Origin of the sequence: Micromonospora sp. CPCC 205554 (assembly GCF_036902745.1) — a bacterium.
In the GTDB taxonomy this organism is placed as follows: Bacteria; Actinomycetota; Actinomycetes; order Mycobacteriales; family Micromonosporaceae; genus Micromonospora; species Micromonospora tulbaghiae.
The window spans coordinates 220,340-241,398 of sequence record NZ_JBAKHP010000009.1; the positions used below are offsets into that span (position 1 = coordinate 220,340).

Consider the following 21,059-nt stretch of genomic DNA (forward strand, 5'->3'; position numbering starts at 1 on the left):
TTCCGCCCAGGGCACGGGAGCGGCATCTACGCCGATCCGAGACAGGAGTGCCCCATGAGCCATGAGCCGACCAGCGCCGCGGACGCCCGCCGCCGGGTCACCGAGCTGATCCGGGACGCCCGGATCTGCCTGCTCACCACCACCGGCGTGGACGGGCGTCTGGTGAGCCGCCCGATGGGGTTGCAGGAGGCGGAGTTCGACGGCGACCTGTGGTTCTTCGCCTACGCCGACTCGGCGAAGGTGCGGCAGATCCGGGTGAACCCGCAGGTGAACGTCGGTTTCTCCGACCAGCGGCACCACGCCTGGGTGTCGGTCGCCGGCACCGCCACCGAGGAGTGGGACCCCGAGCGGGCGAAGGAGCTGTGGAGCCCGGTGCTGAAGGTGTGGTTCCCCGACGGGCTGGACACGCCGGGGATCACGTTGATCAAGGTGCACGCCGGGTCGGCTGAGTACTGGGACTCGCCCGGCAGCACCGTGGTCAACCTGCTCGGCTTCGCCAAGGCGGCGGTGACCGGCAAGCCGCCGAAGGCGGGGGAGAACCACGAGGTCAGCTACTGACGGGTAGCCCGTCCGCCGTCCGGAACGGCCCGGGGTGCGGTGTCGGCGTACACCTGCGCCGACTACAGTGCGCAGTGACGGCCCGCCCCGGGCCGGCAACGGCGCCGATGGTCTGATCTGACACATATCCTGGGGCTTATCCGGGCTTCACCTGATGCTCCAGGAGGATGAGCAGATCATGCGTATCGGCGTGCTCACCGGCGGCGGCGACTGCCCAGGTCTCAACGCGGTGATTCGGGCGGTGGTCCGCAAGGGCGTCGCCACCTACGGTCACGAGTTCGTGGGCTTCCGCGACGGCTGGAAGGGCCCGCTCGAGGGCCTGACCAAGCCGCTCGGCATCGCCGAGGTGCGCGGCATCCTGCCCCGCGGCGGCACCATCCTCGGCTCGTCCCGTACCAACCCGTTCAAGATCGAGAACGGCGTGGAGCGGATCAAGGACAACCTCGCCGCCCAGGGCGTGGACGCGCTGATCGCGATCGGCGGCGAGGACACCCTCGGCGTCGCCACCAAGCTGCACGAGCTGGGCGTGAACGTCATCGGTGTGCCGAAGACGATCGACAACGACCTCGGTGCGACCGACTACACGTTCGGCTTCGACACCGCCGTCAACATCGCCATGGAGGCGATCGACCGGCTGCACACCACCGCGGAGAGCCACCACCGCACGCTCGTGGTCGAGGTCATGGGCCGGCACGCCGGCTGGATCGCCCTGCACGCCGGCCTCGCCGGCGGTGCCAATGTGATCCTGCTGCCGGAGCGGCAGTTCGACGTCGAGCAGGTCGCCGGCTACGTCGAGAAGCGCTTCCAGCACCAGTACGCCCCGATCGTCGTGGTCGCCGAGGGCGCCCAGCCGCTGGACGGCCAGATGGTCCTGCACAACCAGGAGCTGGACGCGTTCGGCCACGTCCGTCTCGGCGGCATCGGCCAGTGGCTGGCCGAGCAGTTGGAGGCGAAGACCGGCAAGGAGGCCCGCACCGTGGTGCTCGGCCACATCCAGCGCGGCGGCACCCCGACCGCGTTCGACCGGGTGCTGGCCACCCGGCTCGGCCTCCACGCGATCGACGCCGCGCACGAGGGCGACTGGGGCAAGATGGTCGCGATGCAGAGCACGGACATCGTCCGCGTCCCGCTCGCCGACGCCACCCGCGAGCTGAAGACCGTGCCGCTGGAGCGGTACGCCGAGGCCGAGGTCTTCTTCGGCAGCTGATCGACGGCGCACGGGCGTGGCGGGCCGGCGACCCGGCCCGCCACGCCGTGCCCACGTGACCCGGGAAGGGGTACGGCTGATGGCACGCGAGGTGCACACGGTCGCGGTGATCGGCGCCGGCAAGATCGGTGAGCTGATGCTCTCCGGGCTGCTGCGTTCCGGCTGGCCGGTGGAGCGGCTGCTCGCCACCGCGCGGCGGCCGGCGCGGGCGCGGGAGCTGGCCGACCGCTACGGCGTACGGGTGGTGGACAACCTCACCGCCGTGACCGAGGCCGAGGTGCTGGCCGTGTCGGTCAAGCCGCAGGACGCCGCCGCGCTGCTGGACGAGATCGGCCCGAAGGTGCCGGCCGACAAGCTGGTGATCTCGCTCTGCGCCGGCCTGCCGACATCCTTCTTCAACCGCCGGCTACCAGAGGGCACCCCCGTGGTCCGGGTCATGACCAACACCCCGGCGCTTGTCGACGAGGCGATGAGCGCGATCTCGGCGGGCGCGTACGCCACCGGCGAGCATCTGGCCCTGGCGGAGGAGATGTTCTCCCCGCTCGGTGCCACCGTCCGGGTGCCCGAGTCGCAGCAGGACGCGGTCACCGCGCTCTCCGGCTCCGGTCCGGCCTACTTCTACCTGCTGGTCGAGGCGATGATCGACGCGGGCATCCTGCTCGGCCTGCCGCGTCAGGTGGCGCACGAGCTGATCGTGCAGACCGCGATCGGCTCGGCCGTGATGCTGCGCGACTCCGGCGAACACCCGGTGAAGCTGCGCGAGGCGGTGACCTCGCCCGCGGGCACCACCATCTCCGCGATCCGCGAGCTGGAGAACCACGGCGTACGCGCGGCCATGCTGGCGGCGCTGGAGGCGGCCCGGGACCGGGCCCGGGAACTCGCAGCCCAGGCCGACTGACTCAGCCGGGCCGCGACGCCGGCCCCGGCGGCCGGTGCCGGCGGAGCAGCAGGATCAGTACGGCCAGGGCGATCGTCCCCCACAGCGGCACCCAGCGGGGCCGGTGCTGGGCGAGCGTGCCGACCGCGCCGCCGGCGCTGTAGCTGACCAGGGCGAGCAGCCCGAGCAGGGCGCCCCGCCGGGCCCGGCCCCGGCCGGCGGCGGGGCCGAACAGCCAGCGGACGGCCCGCTCACCGGTCTGCGTCGTGGTGTCCGACTGGTAGGTGATCGGCGTCGCGATGCCCGCGGTACGGGTCGCCACGGTGGTCAGGCTGCCCATGGCGATCGCGCCGGCCGCGGCGAGCAGCACACGCGCGGCCGTGCCGTGCCGGCCGTACGCGAGCGCCAGGTCGAGCACCGTCCAGACGACCATGGCGGCCTCGGTGACGGCGATGTCCACCAGTGGCGCCGCCGTCGGCCGGGTCCGGCGGCGGAGCAGGTTCACCAGTCCGGCGGCGGTGGCGAACGCGACGATCGAGGCCGCCGAGACCGGCCACGTGGGATGCCCGCCGGCCGGTCCCATGCCGAGGAAGACGGCGTTGCCGGACTGGTTGGCGACGAACGCGCCGTACCGAAGGAACGCGAACGCGTCCAGCGCGCCGGCGGTGACGACGGCGAGCACGAGCGCCGCCAGCGGGTAGCGGAACTCGCGGTAGGAGTCCGCGGAGCCGTACGGCGCCGACCGGTTCACCCTTCCCCCGTCCGTGTCCAGGAGCGGCCCCGGCGACGTCCGGAGGTTTCGCCGTCGGACCGCTGCGGCGAACCTACTATATGTCGCATATGTAGGTTTTCGTACGTTTCGGTGGGCGGTCGCCCACCGTCGAGGTGGAGGTGGCGGCGAGCAGCAGATCCAGCAGATGCGGGTCGCCGGCTATGCCCGGCGCAAGCGGGCGCACGCTGAGTCCCGAGATCTTGCTGAAAGCCTGTTTTCCCCGCAAACCCCTCTTGATGTGACGACATAGCCGAAAGTGCGTGAAGGGTCGCGACGTGCATCTCATGCCGAAGGAATTCGACAAGCGGCGCGGACGGGGTGTGCGCGGTGCTGGACGAGCTGGACCGGCTGGGCGCCCGCCGGAGCGCCACGTTCGTGCAGGAGGCGGAACGCGTCCAATCCTGACAGACGGTCGACCACCGCCGGCGAAAACCGCTGTCCGGTTGCCGGGTGCACTGGTAGAAAGCCGAAGTGCACAAGACGTTGACGTTCTCCGATCATCTGCGGCTCGTCGACGAACGGTCGACCGCCTTCCGCGCCGCCGTCGCCGCGGCGCCCAGCCTCGACATGAAGGTTCCGACCCATCCGCAGCGGACGCTGTTCGATCTCGTCCAGCACGTGGGCACGGGCCGCCGCAAAGCAGCCGCGATCGTCGCCGCGGGGCCCGCGGACGGGCCGCCGGAGAAGTCGGCCTGGGAGGACGGAGTGGGTGCGCCCCGGGAACGCGAGGCTCTGCTGGCCTGGTGGACCGAGTCCGTCGAGCAGTTGACGAGCACGCTGCGTGAGGCCGGCCCGGATCGCGGTTGCTGGACGTGGTGGGACGACTCGCCGTCACCGCAGACCGCTGGTGCCTGGGCACGGCGCCAGGTTCCCGAGATCGCGGTGCACACCTACGACGTCCAGCTCACGGTGGGCGCCCCGCAGCCGCTGTCGGAGGAGGTCGCCCTCGACGGTTTCGACGACTGCCAGTTCACCCTCTGCGCGACGACTGTCGCCTGGCCGCACCAGCCCGCCGTCGTCGACTACCACGCCACCGAGGGCCGCTCCTGGCGCCTCCGGCTGTCCGCCGACGGGGCGCAGGTCGCCCACCTCACTCCCGCTGCCGGCGAGACCCCGGACACGGCCGACGTCTCCGCCCGGGGCACAGCCAGCGACCTGGTCCTGTTCTTCTACGGCCGCATACCGCTGGACGCCCTGGCCTTCGAGGGCGACAGTCGCGTCTTCGACCAGCTCGCGGCCTGGGATCCGTCCGTGTAACCGCGTCCACCGCTGATGTCAGCACGCAACTCTCGGTGGCCACCCCGCAGGACAACAGATGTGTCCAGCCCTCCCGGGCAGTCAGGTCCGCGCCCTCGCTCGTGACGTGCGGCCGGGCGGTGACCCGGACGACACGGGTCGTGCCGCATACTGGCCCGGTGTTCACTCTCGCCCAGGCGCGACACCTGGTGGCCACGCTGCGGCCGCGCGTCGACGAGCTGATTCGGCTGCGGGCCGACCTGGCCGAGCTGCGGGTCGACCTGGCCGACCACGGCGTCAGTGCGCTCGGCGGGCTCGCCGAGGTGAAGGCGCTGGAGGCGCGGCTGCACGTGGTGGTGGACGAGTTCCACCAGCACGACATCGCGGTCAAGGGGATCGCCCCGGTGCTGCTCGACTTCCCCGGTGAGCGCGACGGCCGCGCGGTGCTCTGGTGCTGGCTGGAGGGGGACACCGACATCCGGTGGTACCACCGGGTCGAGTGCGGGTTCGCCGGCCGCCGTCCGGTCTGAGCCGGCCCGTGGGTGACGCGCGCCGGGCGGTGCCGTCCGACGCCGACGAACTGGTCCGGCTGCGCGGGCTGATGCTCGCCGACCCGGCGATGCGCCTGACGTTTCCGGCGGAACAATCCTTCATCCCGCTCCGCGAAACCGGCAACGATTTGTAGGCGTAAGTCGCTATGCGCGCCCGGCCGCAAATCGGTGATCTTCCATGCGCTGTGATCTTATTGATATCTATCTCTCACCACCACTTCACGCCCCCAGGAGTGCGACGTGCGGAGATCCCGTCTTGCCACCCTCGCCCTGACCCTGGCCGCCTCGGTCGGGGTCACCCTGTCTCTGGCCGCCCCCGCCCAGGCGGCCCCGTCCGACCGCTACGTCGCGCTCGGCGACTCGTACGCCTCCGGCGTCGGCGCCGACAGCTACACATCCGAGAGCGGTAACTGTCTACGCAGCACGAACGCCTACCCGGCGCTCTACAACACCAACATCAAGCCCGCGTCGTACCGGTCGGTCGCCTGCTCCGGCGCCACCACGACGGACGTCATCAACAGCCAGCTCTCCGCGCTCTCCTCGACGACCACCCTGGTCAGCGTCACCGTGGGCGGCAACGACGTCGGCTTCGCCAACATCATGAGCACCTGCGTGCTCCAGGGGGAGACCCAGTGCGTGGCGGCTGTGGAGTCCGCCATGAACGTGGCCCGCACCTCGATGCCGGGCCGGCTCGCCAACGTCTACAACGGCATCAAGAGCCGCGCGCCCTCGGCCCGCGTCGTGGTGGTCGGCTACCCGGTCTTCTACCAGCTCGGCACCACCTGCGTCGGCCTCAGCGCGACGTCCCGGGCGAAGATCAACGAGGGCATCAACCTGCTCGACGACATCACCCGCACGGCCGCCGTCTCGGCCGGCTTCACCTTCGCCGACGTGCGTTCCATCTTCGTCGGTCACCAGCTGTGCAGCTACGGGACGAAGTGGCTGCACGCGCTCAACGTGCTGAGCCTGAGCAAGTCGTACCACCCGACGGCGGCCGGGCAGTCCGGTGGCTACTACCCGGTCTTCCGGGCCGCCGCCGGCTGACCTCGGCCCGACCGCTGTGCCCCGCCCTCACCGAGGGCGGGGCACAGCCGCCGCACTGTCAGCGCAGGAACTGGTTGATGAGCTGGCTCAACCCCCAGGCGCCCCCGGCGATGCCGCCGACCGCGCTGAGCCGGTTGACCAGCCGGTCGACCTTGGCCATGATCCGCGTACGGTCCGGCCGGTCCTGCTGGATCAGATCGGTGATGTCGTCGACCTCCTCCAGAGCCAGCTCCGGTTCGACCAGCTGCGACCGGTTCCCCTCGATCCACTGCCGGGTCGACCGCAACTGCTCCAGGATCTCCCGCAGCGACGCCTCACCCATGTGGTTGATCTGATTCGCCGTGGCGTGCGGTCCGGCCGCCACCGGCCCGCTGGACGACCCGTGGATGACCACACCGTGGTTACCGTCATGCGTCACTGCTCTTGTCCTTTCGCTTGCCGCCGCCGTCGTTCAGCAGCGCCGTGGCTCCGGGGCCGGCGGCTGCGGGCCCGTGGTTGTCGCCGCGGATGAAGACGCCGTGGTTGTTGAAGACGTTCATCCGGGTCTCGTACTCGGAGGTGTCGATGCCCTGGTCGGCGAGGTAGCCGAGCACCGCCTCACTGACCCGCCGCTCCATCAGCTTGCTGTACTTCTCCGCGTCCAGCCGTTGCAGATACGTCACCGGGCGGCCGGCCGAGGCGAGCTGCCGGACCTCGGCCCGCGCGCCGAAGTCGTACCGGGGAAGCCGTTCGGTCTCCCGGTCCGCCCGGGTCATCCGGCGGCCGGCACCGGCGGCGCGGACGGCGGTGCGCACCAGCCGCACCGGGGCGGACAGTGTGGCCGCGCCGAACAGCTGCAGGGCCTCGCGGACCGGCTCCCATCCGGCGTGGTCACCCGCGACGTGCTGGTCCAGGTCGAGGAACTCGTCCCGGATCGGGCCGAGGACCGTCGAGACGCTCTCCACGTAGAGCATCCCGCCCTCGACGGCGATGTGCGTGAAGGTCGAGACCACGACGTTCTGGTACTCGGCCGGCATGATGACGTCCCCGGCGGTTCCGGTCGCCTCACGGTTCTCGGCGCCGACGCTCGCCCGCAGGAAGTGACGGACGCTCGGTTGCGGCGCGCGGATGATCGCCTCGACAGCCTGAGGCGAGGCGTGCGAGAAGGGCTGCCGGAGCCCTGTGTCGATGAGGGGATAGTTCCGCCACTGCGCGCCCGAGGCCACGACCTGGTCCCGCAGCACCAGGCCGGTCATGCGTTCGTGCGCCGGCAGCTCCGCTGAGGCGAGCGCGGCCAGGCGTCGTTTGACGTGCCGGTTCAACGCCACCGGGTCAACCGCGACCGGGCCGGTGGCGCCCGGCCGGTGCTCGTCGGGCCCTGAATCCCGCTTCAGCTCCATCGCCACCGACCAGGCGCGGACCACGTGGCCGCCGCCGAGGAAGGGGTCGTAACCCGAATGGAGTACGACGTTGCCGTGCTGCGCGGCCGCGACGGTCTTCATCCGGTGGAGGATCGCCGGGTTGCTCACCTCCGGCGGATCGCGCCGCGCGCCGGGCGCCAGATCCCGGGTGAAGGTCCGCAGGACGGTCGCGCGGGTGAGGGCGATGACGGCCAGGACTGGCAGGCCCAGCCCGATCAGCCACCAGAGCACGGGCCAGTACGACGTGGTGAGGTCCGGCGGCGCCGATGTGTCGGACGGTGTTTCGCTCCACAGCCCGATCAGGACCAGCACCGGCGGACCGAACACCCACACCACCGCGGCCAGCGCGACGCCGCCGAGCATGAGGCGTGCCGTCGACCGGTCCGCCCGTTCGGCCGACGGGCTGAGGAGGTTCGCCAGGAACGCGATGCCCGCCAGCAGGACGGTCGACCAGGTCGCCGCGAAGAAACCGATCAGCAGGATCGCCGAGATGAGCGCGTTCTGGAGGAGCCAGAGATGTCGTGCGTGGTAGCAGTGGCGCAGGACCGGTTCCAGGTCGTACCCGACGGTCGGCACCACGGCCCGATGGCCGTCGTCGACCAATTCGGAGATCACTCCGTCGGCGAATCGTTCACTGCGGTACGCCGCGCCGCACAAATAGCGGGTGGTCGGCGACATCGTCCTCGGTCGTCGCTCCCGAGGCGGATTATGCGTGAAGAACCGCGTCATTTCTGTCGGGTTCCTGTCACCGTCGATCGTGCTCGTCATGTGACCACCAATCGATGACGATGTTCCGGGGCCAGCCACGTTATGAGCTCGCGACCGCCGCCGGAAACCGGCCGTAGGTACCGCTCGTCGGGATCGACGGGCCGGTCCACTCGTACGGCCGGACGGAGTTGCGACCGAACAGGACACAGTCGAGCCGCCGGCACGATTCGGTGTTGCGCGACGACAACCGTTTCCGATTCACTCGGACGAATTCTTTCTCCCGAGTGCGCGGGGAGTCGCTGATGTCTGTTCGAGAATGCGCGGAATGCGGTTCGGTCGTTCCGCCCGGCACGTCGCTCTGCCCGGTGTGCGCCGCGCCTTTCGCCCCGACGGAAAGCGACGAGTTCGCGCCGGTGGGCCAGGGTGAGCCCGCGGCGGCCCCGGGTGACGTCGTCGTGCCGGCCTGGCCCGGCGAGTACGGGCCGGTGGCGAGCGCCGACCCGGAACCGGTGGCGGGCCCCGTTCCGGCCGACCCGGAGGTCGACGCCGCCCCGGAGGTCGACGCCGCCCCGGAGGTCGACGCCGCCCCGGAGGTCGACGCCGCCCCGGAGGTCGACGCCGCCCCGGAGGTCGACGCCGCCCCGGAGGTCGACGCCGCCCCGGAGGTCGACGCCGACCCGGACGTCGGTCCCGTCCTGGACGGCGGGCCGGCTGTGGACGATCCCGGGGTGCGGTTCCCGGAGCCGTCGCGGCAGGCATTCGTGCGCGCCATGCTGGTGGCCGCCGCCGTCACCGCTGTGGTCGCCCTCGGTGCCGGCGGCGTCCTGTGGGCGACCCGGGACGACGGGGCCGGGGTGCCGGTGGTCGCCGAGCCGCCGGGTCAGGCGTCCCCGGCCGGGACCGGCGACCCGGCGGCCACCGCCACCGCTCCGCCCGCCACCGATCCGCCCGTGACCGACCCGGCGAGCGCCGATCCGACGGAACTGACGCCGTCCCCTTCGGAGTCGCCGACGGTGGTCGGCCTCGTCACCGTCGAGACGGACGTGACGGACGCGCGGGCGACTGCTGTCGCCCGTACCTTCGACACCTACTTCGGCGCCGTCAACGATCGCGACTTCCCGGCGGCCGCCGCCATGTTCGACCCCGCCGGCGACGTCCTGGACCCGGCCGACGACGGAGCCGTGGAGCGGTTCGGGCGCCAGCTCGTCACCACGCACGACTCCGAGGTGGTGCTGCGCTCGCTGACCGACGCCGGCCCGGGAGTGGTCGCGGCCGTGGTGACCTTCCGGAGCACCCAGGATCCCGGCTACGGGCCGAAGAACCGCCCGCAGGAGACCTGCACTCTGTGGCAGGTCCGCTACGAACTCTCGGGCAGCGCGTCCGGGGCGTACCGGATCCTGCGGAGCAGGTCGGTCGTTCCGTCACGGCCCTGCGCGGCGTAGCCCGGCGGCGCCGGGGCCGGGCGCGGCCCCGGCGCGACCGTCAGGCCGGCAGGACCTTCTCGATCGCCGCGCGCAGCTCGGGGTCCTCGGGCGTGACCTGCGGGCCGAATCGCGCGGCCGGCGTGCCGTCCGGCGCGACGAGGAACTTCTCGAAGTTCCAGCGCACGTCGCCGGTGTGTCCCTCGGCGTCCGGCGTGGACACCAGCTCCGCGTAGAGCGGGTGCCGGTCCGGCCCGTTGACGTCGACCTTCTCCGTCAGCGGGAACGTCACGCCGTAGTTGACCTGGCAGAACTCCTCGATCTCGGCGGCGCTGCCCGGCTCCTGGCCGGCGAACTGGTTGCACGGCACGCCGAGCACCGTCAGCCCGCGTCCGGCGTACGTGTCGGCGAGTTCCTGAAGGCCCGCGTACTGCGGGGTGAGGCCGCAGCGGGAGGCCACATTGACCACGAGCAGGGCACGGCCGCGGTAGCGGCCGAGGTCGGCCGGGCCGCCGGTGAGGGCGTCGATCTGGACGTCGAAAACGGTCATGGGACGAGGCTACGGCCCTCGTGCCCACCGTCCCGCGTCACCCGTGAAATCGATGCATCTACATCTTGACGAAGTGGTGACGCCGTGAGTAGCGTCTCAGCAATCAATTTGGAAAGTTTCCTAACTATTGGAGGGACGCCGTATGAAGAGATCGCTCCGCCGGGCCCTGTGGGCCACCGGCGCCGTGGTCGCGCTCGCGGTCGCCGCGGTGCCCATGACCACCGCGTCGGCCGCCGGCAGCGTCACCGCCACGTTCGCCAAGGTGCAGGACTGGGGCACCGGCCACGAGGGGCGGGTGACAGTCACCAACGGCACCAGTTCCACCGTCAACGGCTGGCGCATCGAGTTCACGCTGCCCTCCGGCACCTCGATCAGCAGCTCCTGGGACGCCGACATCACCCGCAGCGGTGACCGCTACGTGGCGGTCAACAAGAGCTGGGCCGCGACGCTCGCCCCCGGCGCCAGCTTCAGCTGGGGCTACAACGGCACCGGCGCGTACAAGGCGCCGGTGAGCTGCACGATCAACGGTGGCTCCTGCACCGGCGGCGGCACGCCGACGACCACCGCGCCGACCACGGCGCCGCCCACCACGGCGCCGCCGACGACCGCGCCGCCGACGACCGCTCCGCCGACCACGCAGCCGCCCACCACGCCACCGCCCGGTGGCAAGAAGATCGTCGGCTACTTCGCCGAGTGGGGCGTCTACGCCCGCAACTACCACGTCAAGAACATCCACACGAGCGGCTCGGCCGCGAAGCTGACCCACATCCTGTACGCCTTCGGCAACACCACGGGCGGCCGGTGCAGCATCGGGGACAGCTACGCCGACTACGAGAAGGCGTACACCGCGGCGGACAGCGTCGACGGCGTCGCCGACACCTGGGACCAGCCGCTGCGCGGCAGCTTCAACCAGCTGCGCAAGCTGAAGAAGATGTACCCGAACCTGAAGGTGCTCTGGTCCTTCGGCGGCTGGACCTGGTCCGGCGGCTTCACCCAGGCCGCGCAGAACCCGGCCGCGTTCGCCGACTCCTGCTACTCCCTGGTCAAGGACCCGCGCTGGGCGGACGTCTTCGACGGCATCGACATCGACTGGGAGTATCCGAACGCCTGCGGCCTCCAGTGCGACAGCAGCGGCCCGAACGCGTTCAAGAACGTGATCTCGGCGTTGCGGGGCAAGTTCGGCTCCAGCTTCCTGGTCACCGCGGCGATCACCGCCGACGGCAGCAACGGCGGCAAGATCGACGCCACCGACTACGCCGGCGCCGCGAACAACCTCAACTGGCTGATGCCGATGACGTACGACTACTTCGGCGCCTTCAACGCGCAGGGACCGACCGCGCCGCACTCGCCGCTCTACTCCTACGCGGGCATCCCGCAGCAGGGCTTCTGGTCGGACGCGGCGATCCAGAAACTCAAGTCCAAGGGCGTACCGTCCAGCAAGCTGCTGCTCGGCGTCGGGTTCTACGGACGCGGCTGGACCGGCGTGACCCAGGCCGCACCCGGCGGCAGCGCCACCGGCGCGGCCCCGGGCACCTACGAGGCGGGCATCGAGGACTACAAGGTGCTCAAGAACGGCTGCCCGGCCACCGGCACCGTCGCCGGCACGGCGTACGCCAAGTGCGGCAGCAACTGGTGGAGCTACGACACCCCGTCGACCATCGGCGGGAAGATGAGCTACGCCAACAGCCAGGGCCTCGGTGGCGCGTTCTTCTGGGAGCTCTCCGGTGACACCAGCAACGGTGAGCTGATCGGCGCCATCAAGGGCGGTCTCGGCTGAGCCGAGGGCCGACGCACCACCCACCCGGCGGGGAGGGGCCGCACCGGCCCCTCCCCGCCCGCGTGCCGTCCTGGCCGAGCGCGCCGATCCGGGTCAGGATGGGGAGTCACCCGGCCGCCCGGGCCGGATGTGGCACACTCGCCGCTCGACGAGTCCACGCGACGGGAGGACAGATGGGTCGCAGCCACCGGGGCCGGTTCACCGGGCTCGCCCTCCTCGCGCTCCTGCCGGCGGCCCTGGCCGCCTGCGGCTCGGGCGGCCAGGGCGGCGACACCCCGCCCAGCGGGAAGGCGCCGGCCGAGGAGGCGGCGGTCAAGAGCCGGGAACGCGTGCAGGCGTACCTGGACGCGCTGACCGCCCGCGACGCCGCCGCCGGCCGCAGCCAGCTCTGCGCGCCCATGCACGCCGCCTTCGACTCCGCCGCCACCGGCCCGAACGGCGACTTCGCCGACCACTTCACGGTGCCCGAGGCGACGATCACCGAGGTCCGCTCCGGCCCGAACGGCCAGGAGGTCAGCGCCTCGATCACGGTTGCCGCCGGCTCGCGCAAGGCCGCCCGGTCGCTGCTGTTCACCGTCACCCGCAACGGCGCGGACTGGTGCATCTCCGGCGAGGCGCCCGGCGAGCGCGCGGTCGAGCCGACCGCCGACCCGGCGGGACCGCCGCCGCCGGCGACGGCGCCCTCACCGGTGTCCTCCCAGTGACCGGAACCATCCCCCTCGGCGGTGAGTGATCGCGACGGTCGCCGTACGCTTTCCTTCATGCGCCATGAGTGGCATCAGCTGAGTCACCCCGCCGTGGGTAGCCCTGGTCTGCAGACCAGCCGACCGACCGCCGACTCCGCCGAGGACGCGGCCCTCGGCCTCGACCGCTGGCGGGAGCTGCCGCGCGCGCAGACCCCGCCCTGGGACGACCCGGCCCAGGTCGCCGAGGTCTGCCGGGTGCTGGACACGGTGCCCTCCGTGGTCGCGCCCTACGAGGTCGACCAGTTGCGGCAGCGGCTCGCGCTGGTCTGCGAGGGCAAGGCGTTCCTGCTCCAGGGCGGCGACTGCGCGGAGACCTTCGCCGACAACACCGAGAGCCACCTGCTCGCCAACGCCCGCACGCTGCTCCAGATGGCCATCGTGCTCACCTACGGCGCGTCGCTGCCGGTGGTCAAGGTCGCCCGGGTCGCCGGCCAGTACACCAAGCCCCGGTCCCTGCCGACCGACGCCCGCGGCCTGCCCGCCTACCGCGGCGACATGATCAACTCCCTGGAGGCCACGCCGGAGGCGCGGGTCGCCGACCCGCAGCGCATGATCCGGGCGTACGCCAACTCGGCCGCCGCGATGAACATGCTCCGGGCGTACCTGGCCGGCGGGCTGGCCGACCTGCACGCCGTGCACGACTGGAACAAGGACTTCGTCCGGCGGTCCCCGGCCGGCGAGCGCTACGACGCGATCGCCCGCGAGATCGACCGGGCGCTGGCCTTCATCCGGGCCTGCGGGATGACCGACGACGAGGCGCTGCGCACCGTCACGCTGCACTGCTCGCACGAGGCGCTGGCGCTGGAGTACGACCGGGCGCTGACCCGGATCTCCAACGGCAAGGCGTACGGCCTGTCCGGGCACTTCCTCTGGATCGGCGAGCGGACCCGGCAGATCGACGGCGCGCACATCGACTTCATCTCCCGCATCGCCAACCCGATCGGCGTCAAGCTCGGCCCGACGACCACCCCGGACGAGGCGATCGAGCTCTGCGAGAAGCTCAACCCGGACAACATCCCCGGCCGGCTCACGCTGATCAGCCGGATGGGCAACCACCGGGTCCGGGACGCGCTGCCGCCGATCGTCGCCAAGGTCACCGCCGCCGGGGCGAAGGTCGTCTGGCAGTGCGACCCGATGCACGGCAACACGCACGAGTCCTCCAACGGCTACAAGACCCGGCACTTCGACCGGATCGTCGACGAGGTGCTCGGCTACTTCGAGGTGCACCGCGGCCTGGACACCCACCCGGGTGGCCTGCACGTCGAGCTGACCGGCGAGGACGTCACCGAGTGCCTCGGCGGCGCCCAGGGCATCGAGGACCTCGACCTGCCCGACCGGTACGAGACGGCCTGCGACCCCCGGCTGAACACCCAGCAGTCGCTGGAGTTGGCGTTCCTGGTGGCGGAGATGCTCCGTGGCTGACGCGAGGAGTGAGCTTGCGAGCCCCGCAGTCGGCGGCCGAAAGAATCACAGTGGCTGACGCGAGGAGTGAGCTTGCGAGCCCCGCAGTCGGCAGCCGGAGGAGGCTCCGTGGGTGAGGTCATCGATCTGCGGACGGACACCGTGACCCGGCCGACGCCGGGGATGCGGGAGGCGATGGCCGCCGCCGAGGTGGGCGACGACGTCTACGGCGAGGACCCGACGGTCACCGCGCTGGAGACCGAGGTGGCCGCGCTGTTCGGCCACGAGGCGGCGCTGTTCGCCCCGAGCGGCTCGATGGCCAACCAGATCGCGCTCCAGTTGCACGTACCGCCCGGCGACGAGTTGCTCTGCGACGCCGACGCGCACGTGGTCACGTACGAGGTCGGCGCCGCCGCCGCGTACGGGGGGATCTCCTCGCGGACCTGGCCCGCGGTGGGCGCGGAGCTGGACCCCGACGTGGTCGCCGGGATGATCCGGCCGGACGGCTACTTCGCGGTGCCCACGCGGGCGATCGCCGTGGAGCAGACCCACAACCGGGGCGGCGGTGGGGTGATCCCGCTGCCGACGCTGCGCCGGATGCGTGCGGTCGCCGACGAGCACGGGGTGGCCCTGCACTGCGACGGCGCGCGGATCTGGCACGCGCACGTGGCCGACGGGGTGCCGCTGGCCGGGTACGGCGTGCTGTTCGACACGCTCTCGGTCTGCCTCTCCAAGGGCCTCGGCGCGCCGGTCGGCTCGCTGATCGTGGGCAGCGCGGAGAAGATCGCCCGGGCGCGGTTCCTGCGCAAGCGGATGGGCGGCGGCATGCGGCAGGTCGGCATCCTCGCCGCCGCGGGCCGGTACGCGCTGGCGCACCACGTCGAGCGGCTGGCCGACGACCACGTCAAGGCGGCCCGGCTGGCCGAGGCGGTCGCCCCGCACGGGGTGCTCGCGTCGGTGGTGCGGACCAACATCGTGCCGCTGGACCTGACCAAGCACCCGCTGGACGCGCACGCGCTGGCGGCGGCCGCGCGGGCGGAGGGGCTGCTGATCTCGGTGCTCGGCCCGCGTACCGCCCGGCTGGTCACCCACCTGGACGTCACCGACGCGCAGATCGACCGCGCCGCCACCATCCTGAACACCGCCCTGCGCGCCTGACCCACTCCGGGTCTGGGTGATCAAGGAGTTCGTGTCCGAATCCGCGCCGGAGCGGGACACGAACTCCTTGATCACTGGAGTGATGCGGGGAGGGGAGCGAACCCCGTCAAGGGTGGAGGCGCTTGAGGGTGGCGATGTCGGCGGCGTGGCCGATGTGCTTCTCCGTGGGGGTCTCCACCAGCACGGGCACGCCGGCGGTCGCCGGATGCCGCATCAGCTCGGCGAACGCGGGCTCGCCGATGGTGCCCTTGCCGATGTTCTCGTGCCGGTCGCGGGTGGAGCCGCACAGGTCCTTCGAGTCGTTCGCGTGCACCAGCCGCAGCCGGTCCGCGCCCACAACGGCGACCAGCGTGTCGAGGGTTGCGGTCATGCCGCCCTCGGCGGCCAGGTCGTGACCGGCCGCCCAGGCGTGACAGGTGTCGAAGCAGACCCCGAGCATCGGGTGCCGGTCGACCGCGTCCAGGTAGGGGCCGAGGTGCTCGACCCGGGACGCCAGTGACCGCCCGCCGCCGGCGCTCGGCTCGACCAGCAGCATCGGCCCGCCGGTGGCCGCGACCTCGTCGAGCAGCGGGAGCAGCGCCTCCCGGACCTGCCGCAGGGCCGCCTCGTCGTGACCGGCGTCGACCGAACTGCCGGCGTGGAACACCACGCCCTCGGCGCCGATCGCCCGGCCCCGCCGCAGCGCGTGGGCCAGCGTCTCCGTCGACCGGGTCACCGTCGCCGGGGTGGGGGAGCCGAGGTTGACCAGCAGCGACGCGTGGATGAACACGGGCAGCCCGCGCTCGCCGCAGCCGTCGCGGAACAACGTGTCCTGCGCCGGATCACCGGCCGGCAGCGCCCAGCCGCGCGAGTTCGAGACGTAGACCTGCACCACCTCGGACTCGGCCGCGTCCGCGTACGGCAGGGCCGCCCGGGCCAGGCCGCCGGAGGTGGGGGTGTGCGACCCCACCCGCCGGCGCCCGTCACACCCGCTCACAGGCACGTCACGGTGATCGTCGTGCCCGGCGGCACCGGCGTGTTCTCGGCCGGGTTCTGGATCCGGACGATGCCGTTCGGGTTGAGCTGGACGTTGACCGGGAAGCCCTGGCTCTCCAGCGTCTGCTTGGCCTGCTGGCAGGGCATGTCGACCACCCGGGGGACGGCCACCTGCGGCGGGCCCTTGCTGATCTCCAGCTTGACCTGGGCGCCCTTCTCCACGCCGGTGCCGTCGGCCGGACTCTGGCCGAGGATCTCGTCCTTCGGCTTGTCGGAGTCCTTGACGTTCTCCACCGGCTTCAGCCCGAGCTGCGCGAGGATGGTGCGCGCCTCGGTGAGGCTCTTGCCGACCAGGTTGGGCACCGTCACCGGGGCGCGACCCTTGCTGAGGATCACGGTCACCTTCGCCCCGGGCTTGACCACGCTGCCCACCTTCGGGTCGGTGGCCAGCACCACACCCGCGGGGAGCGTGTCGTCGTACCGGGAGGAGCCCTTGGCCACGACCAGGTTGGCGCTCTCCAGCTCGGCCTGGGCCAGCGCGTAGTCCTTGCCCACCACGTCCGGCACCGGCAGCCGCTCCGGACCGAGTGACAGGGTCAGCGTGATCGTGCCGCCCTTGACGATCCGCGCGGCCGAGCCGGGAGACTGCCCGAGCACGGTGTCCTTGGGGACCTGCTCGTCGTGACGCGGGGTGGCGTACTTCAGCGTGAAGCCGCCGCGCTGGGCCTGCGCCTCCGCGTCGGCCTTGGTCAGGCTCACCAGCTGCGGGGCGACCGTGTAACGGCCCACGCCGAACCACCAGCCGCCCCCGGCGGCGACCAGGCCGAGCACCACGACCACCGCGGCGACGGCCAGCCGTCCGCGCGGCGAGCCCATGATCCGGGTACGCAGGGCGGCGAACCCGGTCCCCGTGCCCTCGTCCTCGACCGCGCGCCGCCGGTGCGGGCGCGGCGCGGCGCCGCTCTCGGGCAGCCGGGCCCACGCCGGGCGCTCGACCGGCTGGAGCGCGGCCACCATCTGGGTCGGCTGGCTCAGGACCGCGGTGTCGTCGCTGAGCTGCGGCAGCACAGTGGTGTGCGCGTGCGGGTTGCCCAGCTCCTCGCGGGCCGCCTGCACCTCGCTCAGCAGCGCCGCGGCGTCGGCCGGGCGGCCGGCCGGATCGCGCCGGGTGGCCCGGGCGACGAGCGCGTCGAGAGCCGGGGGCAGCGCCGGCACCAGCGTCGACGGCGCCGGTACGTCCCGGTCGACGTGCTGCCACGCGACCTCCACCGGACGGTCGCCGTCGTAGGGCACCCGGCCGGTGAGCATCTCGAACAGCACGATGCCGGCCGAGTAGACGTCGGTGCGCGGGTCCGCGTGGCCCTGGGTGACCAGCTCCGGCGCCACGTACGCCACCGTCGCCATGAGCTGGTTGCCGTTCTCGTCCTCGGCGCTGGCCTCGACGGCCCGGGCCAGCCCGAAGTCGGCCACCTTGACCACGCTGTCGACCAGGTTGCGGCTGCCGCCGGTGGGCACCTCGGCGACGAGCACGTTCTCCGGCTTGACGTCGCGGTGCACCAGGCCGGCCCGGTGCGCGGCGGCGAGCGCGGCGAGCATCTGCTCGGTGATCGCGAGCGCCTCGTCCGGGTTCAGCCGGCGGCGCTCGGCGAGCACGTCGCGCAGCGTGCGGCCGCGGACGTACTCCATCACCAGGTACGGCAGGCCGGCGTGGATGCCCTGGTCGTAGACCGCCACCACGTTCGGGTGGGTGAGCCGGGCGATCGTCTTGGCCTCGTCGGTGAAGCGTTCGACGAAGCCGGCCATCCGGGCCTTGGCCTGCGGCGCCTGGGTCGGGTGAATGATCTTGACCGCCACGGTGCGCTCCAGGCGCTCGTCGGTGGCGGTGTACACGGTCGCCATGCCGCCACGGGCGACGCGCCCGCGGATGCGGTAGCGCCCCTCGATCAGCGAGCCCAGCAACGTGTCGGCGACCTGTGTGTCCATCGGCAGGCAGTCTATGTGTCGGAAGGATGAAGGTAGAACAGGATGCTACCGCCGGGTTGCGACACCGGGGGACCGCCGCGCTCCCGGCGGCGGTGCGGGGTGCCGTGCACCGGGCCCGGCGGGCACGTGGCAGGGTGGTCGGGTGACCGATTCCGTACCCGCCGAGACCGGCCCCGACCTGGCCGGACCGGCCGACCCGGCCGGCTGGCTGACGCTGCCCGACGTGGCCGAGCGCCTGGACCTGTCGATCAGCAAGGTGCACCAGATGATCCGTGACCGCGAGCTGATCGCGGTGCGCCGCGACGGCGTCCGCCGGATCCCGGCCGACCTGGTGGCCAACCGCACCGTGCTCAAGCATCTGCCCGGCGTGCTCAATCTGCTCGCCGACGCCGGGTACGACGACGAGGAGGCGCTGCGCTGGCTCTACCGGGAGGACCCCACTCTTCCCGGTACCCCCGCCGTGGCCCTCGGCGGCGACCTGGCCCGGGAGGTCAAACGCCGAGCCCAGGCCGTCGCCTTCTAGCCCGCACCCCCCGCCCCCCGCCCCCCGCCCCCGCCCGTTCGCGTCGATCATGAAGTTGGCGGCGAAGTCGATCTCCGAAAGTGCCGCCAACTTCATGATCGACCGCTTCGGAGGCGGGCGAGGCGGGACAGTGGCCGTCAGGCGGGGCGGCGGGTGGCGGCTATGGCCAGGTCGACCAGGGCCTGGCGGGCCTCGGTGTCCAGGTCGACAGCGGTGAGCGCGGCCAGGGCGCTCTCGGTGAGCGCGGCGATGTGCCGCTCGGCCCGATCCAGCGCGCCGCTGGTGGTGATCAGCTCGCGCAGCCGGTCCACCCCGGCCGCGTCCAGGTCCGGTACGCCGAGCCCGGCCAGCAGCGCCTCCCGGCCGGACGGGTCGAGCGTCTCCAGGGCCGCCGCCACCAGGTACGTCCGCTTGCCCTCGCGCAGGTCGTCACCGGCCGGCTTGCCGGTGCGCTCCGGGTCGCCGAACACCCCCAGCACGTCGTCGCGGAGCTGGAACGCCTCACCCAGCGGCAGCCCGTACGCCGAGTACGCGGCGTGCACCTCCGGCGGCGCGCCGGCCAGCGCGGCGCCGAGCAGCAGCGGACGCTCGACCGTGTACTTCGCCGACTTGTACCGGGCCACCTTGGCGGCCCGGTCCAGCGAGGTGTCCCCGGTGGCCTGGGTCAGCACGTCCAGGTACTGCCCGACGGTCACCTCGGTGCGCATCTCGTCGAAGACCGGCCGGGCCCGGGCCACGGTGGCCGGCGGCAGGCCGGAGGAGTGCAGCAGCTCGTCGGACCAGACCAGGCACAGGTCGCCCAGCAGGATCGCCGCGGCGTCGCCGAAGGAGTCCGCGTCGCCGCCCCAGCCGGCCGCACGGTGCCGGGCGGCGAACCGCCTGTGCATCGCCGGCTCGCCGCGCCGGGTGTCCGACCGGTCCATCAGGTCATCGTGGATCAGCGCGCTGGCCTGCACGAACTCCAGCGCGGCCAGGGTGGCGACGACCTGGTCGGAGTCGACCCCGCCGGCACCCCGGTAACCCCAGTAGCCGAACGCCGGGCGCAGCCGCTTGCCGCCGCCCAGCACGAACACCTCGATCGCCTCGGCGACGGGCAGCAGGCCGTCGTCGACGGCGGTCAGCCAGCCACGCTGGCCGGCGAGGAACTCGGTGAGCGCCTTGTCGATCCGCTGGCGCAGGCCGGCGCGGTCGACGGGGGATACGGGAGCAGCGTGGGTCACGCCACGACGCTAGCGGTTCGCGCCCGGTCTCGTCGTGCCCGGCGTCCCGGCGTGCCTCGTGGCTCACCGGGACGGACGGCCGTGCAGGTGGCGCGGCAGGTACGGGCGGGCCGCGGTGAGCGTGCGCGCGTACCCCCGGGTGGCCGGACCGGGCGGCGCGTGCGCCAGGCCGCGGCGGAACGCGGTGAGCTGGCCGACAGCCCGCGGGGACCCGGACCGGACGGCGTCGAGCAGCGCCTCGCCGGCCACCGCGCACGCCTCGGGCACCGCGCCCAGGCCCAGGTGACCGCGGGCCAGCCAGGCGCCGTACACGGCCGAGCGGCGCGGGCGGCCCCGCGCGCCCACCACGGGGGTCAGCAGCGGCACGGCGGCGGCCGGACGGCCCAGCGCGACGAGCGTGCGCCCGGTCATCGCGGCCAGTTCGTCCGCGTCGAGCCAGTAGAGCCAGGGCGGCTCCCGGCCGGGCTCCGGTGTGCCGGCCCGATCGGCCCCGGCCAGCGCCTGCCCGGCGGCGCGGGGACGCCCGGCGAGCGCGGCGGCGAGCGCCACCCGGTGCAGCAGCAGCGCCCGCAGGCCGGGTGAGGCGCCGGCGCGGCCGGCGGCGTACCCGATCCGGGCCAGGACCAGCGCGCCGGCCGGGTCGCCGGCGTCGGCCAGCAGGTGACTGGCCGACGCGAGCACGTACCCGGCCAGCGGCGGCTGTCCGGCGGCCACCGCCGCCCGCAGCGCCAGCCGGTACGCGACCAGCCCTCCGCCGTGGTCGCCCGCGTCGGCGGCCAGCCAGCCGGCGAGCTGCGCCGACTCGGCGAGCGCGGGCAGCATCGCCCGCCGGCCGGCGGGCCCGGCGCGCCGGTAGCCGCGGACCGCCCGCCGCGGCCGGCGGCCGCCGTGCCCGGCGGGGGCGCCGCCGCCGACCAGGTCGGCCCCGCGCCGCCGCGTGGGGCGCGGCACC

At 72.8% G+C, this 21,059-nt stretch carries 20 protein-coding genes and 1 pseudogene; 13 read left to right on the forward strand and 8 right to left on the reverse strand.

Features of this window, described 5'->3' with window-relative positions; translation table 11 throughout:
- The first annotated feature begins 54 nt into the window (after positions 1-54).
- From V6U82_RS15505 to proC, 3 genes are all read left to right on the forward strand, one after another.
- A complete protein-coding gene (locus V6U82_RS15505) occupies positions 55-558 on the forward strand; it encodes a pyridoxamine 5'-phosphate oxidase family protein (protein WP_121683682.1) in 504 nt (167 codons plus the stop codon).
- A 178-nt stretch (positions 559-736) separates the two neighbouring features.
- A complete protein-coding gene (locus V6U82_RS15510) occupies positions 737-1,765 on the forward strand; it encodes a 6-phosphofructokinase (protein WP_030273929.1) in 1,029 nt (342 codons plus the stop codon).
- Between the two features lie 79 nt (positions 1,766-1,844).
- Entirely contained in the window at positions 1,845-2,663 is an 819-nt protein-coding gene (gene proC, locus V6U82_RS15515; RefSeq protein ID WP_334461794.1) for a pyrroline-5-carboxylate reductase, read from the forward strand.
- Position 2,664: 1 nt separating this feature from the next.
- Here the strand turns inward: proC and V6U82_RS15520 are convergent, their stop codons facing one another.
- Positions 2,665-3,393, reverse strand: coding sequence for a YoaK family protein (locus V6U82_RS15520; protein WP_334461797.1), 729 nt, complete (start codon positions 3,391-3,393; stop codon positions 2,665-2,667).
- Between the two features lie 492 nt (positions 3,394-3,885).
- Between V6U82_RS15520 and V6U82_RS15525 the strand changes: the two genes are divergently transcribed.
- The 4 genes from V6U82_RS15525 (at position 3,886) to V6U82_RS15540 (ending at position 6,245) form a co-directional block, all read left to right on the forward strand.
- A complete protein-coding gene (locus tag V6U82_RS15525; protein WP_334461799.1) occupies positions 3,886-4,671 on the forward strand; it encodes a maleylpyruvate isomerase family mycothiol-dependent enzyme in 786 nt (261 codons plus the stop codon).
- Between the two features lie 158 nt (positions 4,672-4,829).
- On the forward strand, positions 4,830-5,180 hold the full coding sequence (locus V6U82_RS15530; protein WP_018785307.1) for a DUF2203 domain-containing protein: 351 nt from the start codon (positions 4,830-4,832) through the stop codon (positions 5,178-5,180).
- Between the two features lie 8 nt (positions 5,181-5,188).
- Entirely contained in the window at positions 5,189-5,335 is a 147-nt protein-coding gene (locus tag V6U82_RS15535; protein ID WP_334461803.1) for a hypothetical protein, read from the forward strand.
- A 106-nt stretch (positions 5,336-5,441) separates the two neighbouring features.
- A complete protein-coding gene (locus V6U82_RS15540) occupies positions 5,442-6,245 on the forward strand; it encodes an SGNH/GDSL hydrolase family protein (RefSeq protein ID WP_128136999.1) in 804 nt (267 codons plus the stop codon).
- A 58-nt stretch (positions 6,246-6,303) separates the two neighbouring features.
- On the opposite strand, the gene V6U82_RS15545 is transcribed toward V6U82_RS15540, so the two are convergent.
- Together V6U82_RS15545 and V6U82_RS15550 are read right to left on the reverse strand one after the other, a co-directional pair.
- Positions 6,304-6,663, reverse strand: coding sequence for a hypothetical protein (locus V6U82_RS15545; protein ID WP_128137000.1), 360 nt, complete (start codon positions 6,661-6,663; stop codon positions 6,304-6,306).
- Positions 6,653-8,260, reverse strand: coding sequence for a hypothetical protein (locus V6U82_RS15550; RefSeq protein ID WP_334461805.1), 1,608 nt, complete (start codon positions 8,258-8,260; stop codon positions 6,653-6,655). Before V6U82_RS15550 ends, V6U82_RS15545 begins: the two co-directional genes overlap by 11 nt.
- Before the next feature lie 395 nt (positions 8,261-8,655).
- Here V6U82_RS15550 and V6U82_RS15555 point away from each other — a divergent pair, with 395 nt between their 5' ends.
- Positions 8,656-9,795 (forward strand): hypothetical protein, encoded by a 1,140-nt coding sequence (locus V6U82_RS15555; protein ID WP_334461808.1) that lies wholly within the window; start codon positions 8,656-8,658, stop codon positions 9,793-9,795.
- A 40-nt stretch (positions 9,796-9,835) separates the two neighbouring features.
- Here the strand turns inward: V6U82_RS15555 and V6U82_RS15560 are convergent, their stop codons facing one another.
- Positions 9,836-10,324, reverse strand: a complete 489-nt coding sequence (locus V6U82_RS15560; RefSeq protein WP_121683677.1) for a glutathione peroxidase — start codon at positions 10,322-10,324, stop codon at positions 9,836-9,838.
- A gap of 142 nt (positions 10,325-10,466) precedes the next feature.
- Between V6U82_RS15560 and V6U82_RS15565 the strand changes: the two genes are divergently transcribed.
- From V6U82_RS15565 to V6U82_RS15580, 4 genes are all read left to right on the forward strand, one after another.
- Positions 10,467-12,101: a glycosyl hydrolase family 18 protein gene (locus V6U82_RS15565; RefSeq protein ID WP_334461811.1), complete on the forward strand. Its 1,635-nt coding sequence runs from the start codon at positions 10,467-10,469 to the stop codon at positions 12,099-12,101.
- Positions 12,102-12,274: 173 nt separating this feature from the next.
- Positions 12,275-12,805, forward strand: a complete 531-nt coding sequence (locus V6U82_RS15570; protein WP_334461813.1) for a hypothetical protein — start codon at positions 12,275-12,277, stop codon at positions 12,803-12,805.
- A gap of 57 nt (positions 12,806-12,862) precedes the next feature.
- Positions 12,863-14,269, forward strand: a complete 1,407-nt coding sequence (locus V6U82_RS15575; RefSeq protein ID WP_013475760.1) for a class II 3-deoxy-7-phosphoheptulonate synthase — start codon at positions 12,863-12,865, stop codon at positions 14,267-14,269.
- Between the two features lie 162 nt (positions 14,270-14,431).
- Positions 14,432-15,406 (forward strand): threonine aldolase family protein, encoded by a 975-nt coding sequence (locus tag V6U82_RS15580; RefSeq protein ID WP_334461843.1) that lies wholly within the window; start codon positions 14,432-14,434, stop codon positions 15,404-15,406.
- A gap of 106 nt (positions 15,407-15,512) precedes the next feature.
- On the opposite strand, the gene V6U82_RS15585 is transcribed toward V6U82_RS15580, so the two are convergent.
- Together V6U82_RS15585 and V6U82_RS15590 are read right to left on the reverse strand one after the other, a co-directional pair.
- Positions 15,513-16,382 carry a deoxyribonuclease IV gene (locus V6U82_RS15585; RefSeq protein WP_334461818.1) on the reverse strand — a complete coding sequence of 290 codons (870 nt, stop codon included), beginning with the start codon at positions 16,380-16,382 and terminating at the stop codon, positions 15,513-15,515.
- A complete protein-coding gene (locus tag V6U82_RS15590) occupies positions 16,379-18,364 on the reverse strand; it encodes a Stk1 family PASTA domain-containing Ser/Thr kinase (protein WP_334461820.1) in 1,986 nt (661 codons plus the stop codon). Before V6U82_RS15590 ends, V6U82_RS15585 begins: the two co-directional genes overlap by 4 nt.
- A gap of 142 nt (positions 18,365-18,506) precedes the next feature.
- Here V6U82_RS15590 and V6U82_RS15595 point away from each other — a divergent pair, with 142 nt between their 5' ends.
- Positions 18,507-18,887, forward strand: coding sequence for an Rv2175c family DNA-binding protein (locus V6U82_RS15595; protein WP_128138972.1), 381 nt, complete (start codon positions 18,507-18,509; stop codon positions 18,885-18,887).
- 137 nt (positions 18,888-19,024) lie between these two features.
- Here the strand turns inward: V6U82_RS15595 and V6U82_RS15600 are convergent, their stop codons facing one another.
- A complete protein-coding gene (locus V6U82_RS15600; RefSeq protein WP_128138973.1) occupies positions 19,025-20,107 on the reverse strand; it encodes a polyprenyl synthetase family protein in 1,083 nt (360 codons plus the stop codon).
- A gap of 63 nt (positions 20,108-20,170) precedes the next feature.
- Positions 20,171-21,059: pseudogene (locus tag V6U82_RS15605) on the reverse strand (helix-turn-helix domain-containing protein); the annotation flags it as partial.